Origin of the sequence: Kitasatospora nipponensis (assembly GCF_039528135.1) — a bacterium.
In the GTDB taxonomy this organism is placed as follows: domain Bacteria; phylum Actinomycetota; class Actinomycetes; order Streptomycetales; family Streptomycetaceae; genus Kitasatospora; species Kitasatospora nipponensis.
This window is the reverse complement of record NZ_BAAALF010000083.1, coordinates 27,074-33,506: the sequence shown is the minus strand read 5'-3', so window position 1 is coordinate 33,506 and position 6,433 is coordinate 27,074. Positions and strand designations below refer to the sequence as shown.

The window sequence follows — 6,433 nt, the reverse complement described above, 5'->3', positions numbered from 1 at the left end:
GGAGCGGGGGTGACGGTGGTGGCGCCGGGGAGGGCGGGGGAGGGGGTGTCGGTGGGGCCGGCGCTGTTCGGACCGGCCGGCGTCTGGTCGGAGGCCGGGGTCACCAGGGTCACCCGCCGGCCTTCCGAGGGGCCCGGCGAGGAGGACGGACTGCCGTCGGTCGTGGTGGGTGCGGCCGGGGCGGCCGCGGTGGAAGGGTCGGCGGACCGGGTGGCCGGCGCGGTCGGATCGCAGGCGCTGAGCGAGAGCACGACGGAGGCGGCGAGGGCGGGCAGCGCGAGGGAGCGCATGGACATGCGGAGGGTCACCTTCGGCGAAAGGCGGACAGGGGCAGTCGGCGGAGCGCTGGAATGTCACGCTCATGCCAGATGTGGGGTCGGCAAGGTTCCACCTCGGGAAGGCCTCGGTGGCTGCTGGCACGTCGAGGGGCGCGCGGGTGGTGGTCGAAGTCCGCCGTCGACCGGGGCCGCGGAGACACGTCGTCCTCCGAGGCCGTGCCCGCCGGCACCCTGGGTGCCGCCGGGCGGGATCCACCTGGCGCCCGCTAAAACTAGAGCCAGTAGTTTCGCCTGGCGAGAACGTACACTAGGGGGCGGTCGCTGCCCAAAACCGGGGTGGACGAACCGGATGCCGACAGGAGAGCGAGATGGGCAGACCGTCGCGGCCGCTGCTGACCCGAGCCGGGATCATGCGCGCCGCTCTCGCCCTGGTCGACGAGGAGGGCGCCGAAGCCCTGTCGACCCCCCGGCTCGCGGCCCGCCTGGGAGTGAAGGGGCCCTCCCTCTACAACTACGTCTCCAGTCGGGCCGAGATCGTCGACGGGGTCAGCGAACTGCTCGTCGCCGAGATGGCACTCGATCCGAGCATCCGCCCCTGGACCGCCGCCCTCGACAGTTGGGCGCGCGCCTATCGCGCCACCTTCGCCGCCCACCCGAACATGGTTCCGCTGCTGGTGATGCGCCCCACGCAGTCCATCGCCGCACTCCGGAGCTACACCGACGCCTTCGCCGTGCTGCGCGAGGCGGGCTGGCCCGAGGACCGCCTGGGCCCGGTCGTGCAGTGCCTCGAGTACTTCCTCGCCGGCGCGGCCCTCGACTTCGGCCTGCCGCGCCAGGTGCAGAGCCAGGATCTGGCGCCCAGCCCGGACCCCGGATCCACCGGCCCGCTCCGCCTCGATGACCTGGCCTTCGAAACCGGCCTCACCCTCCTGATCCGCGGCTTCGAGGACATGCTGGACAACCTGCGCCCCCAGCAGGGCGACTGACGCGGCGCCGCGGACGAGCTGCGCGGGCGCGACCTGGGCGGCCCCGGACTGCTCTGCTGACCCGCAGGACGGCCCGTCGGCACGATGGCGCTCGGGGGCGGGCCGAACCACAATGGCTCGCATGGACACCGTGCAGGAGTGCCAGGAGTACATCGAGGCGATCGCGCCCGAGCACCGCCCGCTCTTCGACCGGGTGAGCGGCCTGATCCTCGAGGCGTTCCCGCAGGCGAGCCCCGTGCTGTCCTACGGGATGCCGACCTACCGGGTGGGCAAGCGCAGGCTGCACGTCGGCGCCTGGCAGCACGGCGTCTCGATCTACGGCTGGGGGAAGGACCGCGACGGCGGCTTCACCTCCCGGCACCCCGCGCTCGTCAGCGGGAAGGCGACCATCCGGCTGCGGTCCCAGGACGCGGCGGCTGTCACCGACGACGAGCTGCGCGACCTCATCCGCGCCGCACTGGAGGCCTGAGCGGACCATCGGGCACCCGCCCCGCCCGGGCGCGGTGAGGGAGGGTGCCCAGGTCGATCACGGTGGGCGGGTGAGGATCAGGTCCGGCAGGTCGGCGACGGAGTCGAGGACGTGGTCCGGTGCGGCGTCGGCGTCGTGCAGTGCGTGCTCCTGGTACTTCCCGGTCCTGACGAGAGCACCGGTGATCCCGAGCCGCTGGGCGGCGAGCACGTCGGACGCGATGTCGTCGCCGACCATCACCGTGCGCTCCGCCTCGGTTCCCAGCAGTTCCAGGGCCGCGGTGAAGAACGGGCGGGCCGGCTTGCCGATCACCTCGGCACGGACGTTCGCGGCCCGTTCCAGGCCGGGCAGGAAGGCGCCGACGTCGAGTTGCAGCCCTCGGTCGGTGCGCCAGTACAGGTTGCGGTGCATGGCCACCAGGGGCGCGCCGTGCTGCAGCAGGCCGAAGGCGCGGTTGAGCGACGCGTAGTGGAACGCGGGCCCGGCGCCGCCGAGGAGCACCAGGTCCGCCTGCGCCGCACCGTCCTCGGAGCCGTCGACGAGGGTGACGCCTGCCAGGTCCTGGCGGACGTCGCCGCTGTTCAGCAGCAGGCAGCGGGCGCCGGGGTGGTGCTCCGCCAGGTAGCCCGCGGTCGCGGCGGGTGCGGTGAGGATGTCCTGGAGCGTCACCGGGAAGCCCAGGTCACCGAGGGTGGCGGCGATCGCGGACCTGGTGCGCGAGGTCGTGTTGGTGAGCAGCACGAAGGGCAGGTCGGCCTCGCGCAGTCGGGTGAGTGCCCGGACCGCTCCCGGGATCGGCCGCCACGACAGGGTGAGCACCCCGTCGATGTCGATCAGGGCCCCGTCGAGCACCGCCATGGGGATCGCCTCCCCGTTCTTGACCTGTCTCCACTCTACGGACCGCGGCTGGCGGCGGTGCGTCCCGCACCGGGGCCTCAGCCGTGCCAGGTCCAGTCGGTGACCTCGGGCAGGTCGGTGCCGTGCTCGCGGATCCAGGCCTCGTGGCGGATCCGGGTGTCGGCCATCCGCTGGCGGACGGCGGCGGCGCGCACCGACAGGCCGGGGACCCGGTCGATGACGTCCATCACCAGGCGGTAGCGGTCCAGGTCGTTGCGCACGACCATGTCGAAGGGCGTGGTGGTGGTGCCGGACTCCTTGTACCCGCGCACGTGCAGGGACGGGTGGACGGCGCGGCGGTAGGCGAGCCGGTGGATCAGCCAGGGGTAGCCGTGGTAGGCGAAGATCACGGGCTTGTCGCGGGTGAAGAGCGCGTCGAACTCGCTGTCGGGCATCCCGTGCGGGTGTTCCCCGGCGGGCAGCAGGCGGGCGATGTCGACCACGTTGACCACCCGGACGGCCAGCTCCGGCAGGTGCTCGCGCAGCAGGTCGCCGGCGGCCAGCACCTCCTGGGTGGGGACGTCGCCGGCGCAGGCGAGCACCACGTCCGGCTCGCGGCCGCCGTCGTCGGTGCCGGCCCAGGGCCAGATGCCGGCGCCCCGCGAGCAGTGCGCCCGGGCCTGCTCCAGGGTGAGCCAGTCGAAGCAGGGTTGCTTGCCGGCCACCACGACGTTGACGTAGTCCCTGCTGCGCAGCACGTGGTCGGCGACGGCGAGCAGGGTGTTGGCGTCCGGCGGGAAGTAGACCCGGACGACTTCGGGGCTCTTGTTGAGCACGTGGTCCACGAAGCCGGGGTCCTGGTGGGAGAAGCCGTTGTGGTCCTGGCGCCAGACGTGCGAGGTGAGCAGGTAGTTGAGGGAGGCGATCGGGGCGCGCCAGGGGATCCGCCGGGCGGTGCGCAGCCACTTGATGTGCTGGCCGACCATCGAGTCGACGATGTGGACGAACGCCTCGTAGCAGGAGAAGAGACCGTGCCGCCCGGTCAGCAGGTAGCCCTCCAGCCAGCCCTGGCAGGTGTGTTCGGAGAGGATCTCCATCACGCGGCCGTCGCGGGCGAGGTGTTCGTCGCTCTCCAGTACCTCGGCCTGCCAGGCCTTGCCGGTGGCGGCGTAGACGGCCTGCAGGCGGTTGGAGGCGGTCTCGTCCGGGCCGACGATGCGGAAGTCGCGGCGCTCGGCGGTGTCCGCCATGACCTGGGCCAGCAGGTCGCCGAGCACCCGGGTGGGCTCGTGCAGGGTGGTGCCGGGCTTCTCGACCGGAACGGCGTAGTGCTCCAGCGGCGGGACGGGCAGCGAGTGCAGCAGCAGGCCGCCGTTGGCGTGCGGGTTGGAGCCCATCCGGCGCTGCCCCCGCGGCACGCAGGCCAGCACCTGCGGGGTCGGCCGGCCGCGGTCGTCGAAGAGTTCCTCGGGGCGGTAGGAGCGCAGCCAGTCGGCGAGCTGGGCCAGGTGCTCGGGGTTGTCGCGCACCTGGTCGAGCGGCACCTGGTGGGCCCGCCAGGTGCCCTCGACCGGCTTGCCGTCCACGACGGCCGGGCCGGTCCAGCCCTTGGGGGTGCGCAGCACGATCACCGGCCAGCGCGGGCGGCGGGTGTCGCCCTCGGTGCGGGCGGCCCGCTGGAACGCGGTGATCCGGTCGACGGCGGTGTCCATCGCGTGGGCCATCAGCTGGTGGACCGTGAGCGGATCGTGGCCGGTGACGTGGATCGGGTCGTGCCCGTAGCCGCGCAGCAGGGCGTCGAGTTCCTCCTCGGGGAGCCGGGAGAGGACGGTCGGGTTGGCGATCTTGTACCCGTTGAGGTGCAGGATCGGCAGGACGGCGCCGTCGTGCACCGGGTCGAGGAACTTGTTGCCGTGCCAGGCGGTGGCCAGCGGTCCGGTCTCGGCCTCGCCGTCGCCGACCACGCAGGCCACCAGCAGCGCGGGGTTGTCCAGCGCGGCGCCGTAGGCGTGGGCGAGCGAGTAGCCCAGCTCCCCGCCCTCGTGGATCGAGCCGGGTGTCTCGGGGGCGACGTGGCTGGGCACCCCGCCGGGGAAGGAGAACTGCCGGAAGAGCCGGGTCATCCCCTCGGCGTCGCGGGTGACGTCCGGATAGGCGTCGGTGTAGCTGCCCTCCAGCCAGGAGTTGGCGAGGACGGCCGGCCCGCCGTGGCCCGGGCCCCAGACGCAGATCGCGTCCAGGTCGCGGTGCCGCACCACCCGGTTGACGTGCGTGTGGACGAGGTTCAGGCCGGGGGAGGTGCCCCAGTGGCCGAGCAGGCGGGGCTTGACGTGCTCGGGCAGCAGGGGCTCGCGCAGCAGCGCGTTGTCGAGCAGGTAGATCTGGCCGACCGCGAGGTAGTTGGCGGCCCGCCAGTGGGCGTCCAGCGCCCGCAGCTCCTCGTCGGGCAGCGGGGTGGAGGTGCTCGAAGGATCGGTCTCGCGCATGGGAACGGGTCTCCTCGGTTCCAGCGGTCGGCTCGGTGCGGTCGGCTGCGCGGCAGCCCCGCTCCGTCCTATACCGTCCGCTGCGGCGCGGCCCCCCGACAGGGCCGGTCGGAGCCGGTGGCCGCCTCCGCCGGTGGGCCGAAGGTCCCGGGTGCGCGGTGCCCGGTGAGCAGTCCGGGTCAGCCCAGGTCGCGGTGGCGCAGTGCGACCAGTCCCGCCGTCGTCAGGGCCGCGGCCGTGGCGGTCAGCCAGAGCAGGGGCTGGGCGGTGAAGGCGCCGCCCGGCAGGTGCGGGGTGTGGGTGAAGGGGGAGAGGTCCAGCACCCGCCGGTCGGCGTGCAGGACGGGTCCGAGCCAGCCGATCAGGACGAAGGCGGTCAGGACGCCCCAGCCCGCGGCGGTCCAGCGGGGTGTCACCCCGAGGAGCAGGACGACGGTGGCGGCCGTCAGCCAGACGGCGGGCAGTTGGACCAGGGCGCCACCGAGCAGCGCGCCGAGGGAGCTCGCCCGGGCGCCGAGCGTGGCGCGTTCCGCCACGCCGGCCGCCAGGGCGCCGCTCGTCAGCAGGGCCGCGCTGCCCAGCAGGGGGAAGAGCAGGTGGCCGGTGGCCCACCCGAGGCGGGAGACCGGTCCGGCCAGCACGGGTTCGGCCCGGCCCTCGGTCTCCTCGGCGCGCAGCCGCAGCACGCACTGCACGGCGTAGACGGCGGTGAGCATCCCGAGCAGGCCCAGGATGCTGGACAGGTACGCGTCCGCGACGGCCTGCTGACCGCCCATCCGGCGCAGCAGGTCGGCCACCTGGCGGTTGCCGGCGACCAGGTCCACGACGCCCTTGGCGATGCCGCCGAAGACGCCCCCGGCGAGGGCGAAGGCCGCGCACCAGCCGAGCAGCGGGCCGCGTTGCAACCGCCAGGCCAGGGCGAGCGGTGTGCGCAGCCAGGGTGCCCCGGTCGCTGGGCCGGGGCGCTGCGGGAGCAGCCCCGCGCCCAGGTCGCGCCGGCCGGCCAGGGCGTGGGCCGCACCGGTGAGCAGCCCCGCGACGGCCACCGGCAGCAGCAGCACCCACCAGCGGTCGGCGCCGTACGGCTCGACCTGCTCGCTCCACCCGATGGGGGAGAGCCAGCCGAGCGCGCCGGGCCCGCGGGCGCTGGACGCGTCGGCGGCCGCGCGCAGCACGTACGCCAGCGCGAGGGCGGCGCCCGCCAGACCGTTGGCCGCCCGTGCGGTCTCGGCCAGTTGGGAGGTGAGGGCCGCCAGGCCGGCGAAGACCAGACCGCAGGCGGCGAGGGAGCAGCCGAAGGCGAGCGAGCCGGCGAGGGGCTGCCCGAGGGCGAGCAGCGAGCCGGTGGTCAGCAGGGCGAGGAGGGCGTTGGCGAGG

General features: G+C 74.1%; 4 protein-coding genes and 1 pseudogene. 2 read left to right on the top strand and 3 right to left on the bottom strand.

Going from position 1 to position 6,433, the window contains the following annotated elements:
* Nucleotides 1–296, bottom strand: a pseudogene (locus ABD323_RS22285) (hypothetical protein); the annotation flags it as partial.
* Between the two features lie 350 nt (nt 297–646).
* Between ABD323_RS22285 and ABD323_RS22280 the strand changes: the two are divergent.
* A complete protein-coding gene (locus ABD323_RS22280; RefSeq protein WP_344443637.1) occupies nt 647–1,264 on the top strand; it encodes a TetR/AcrR family transcriptional regulator in 618 nt (205 codons plus the stop codon).
* A 121-nt stretch (nt 1,265–1,385) separates the two neighbouring features.
* Nucleotides 1,386–1,733 (top strand): iron chaperone, encoded by a 348-nt coding sequence (locus ABD323_RS22275; RefSeq protein ID WP_344443636.1) that lies wholly within the window; start codon nt 1,386–1,388, stop codon nt 1,731–1,733.
* A 57-nt stretch (nt 1,734–1,790) separates the two neighbouring features.
* Here ABD323_RS22275 and ABD323_RS22270 read toward each other — a convergent pair whose 3' ends face one another.
* Both ABD323_RS22270 and ABD323_RS22265 read right to left on the bottom strand, forming a co-directional pair.
* Entirely contained in the window at nt 1,791–2,591 is an 801-nt protein-coding gene (locus ABD323_RS22270) for an HAD-IIA family hydrolase (RefSeq protein ID WP_344443635.1), read from the bottom strand.
* Nucleotides 2,592–2,668: 77 nt separating this feature from the next.
* A complete protein-coding gene (locus tag ABD323_RS22265; RefSeq protein ID WP_344443634.1) occupies nt 2,669–5,056 on the bottom strand; it encodes a phosphoketolase family protein in 2,388 nt (795 codons plus the stop codon).
* Between the last annotated feature and the right edge of the window lie 1,377 nt (nt 5,057–6,433).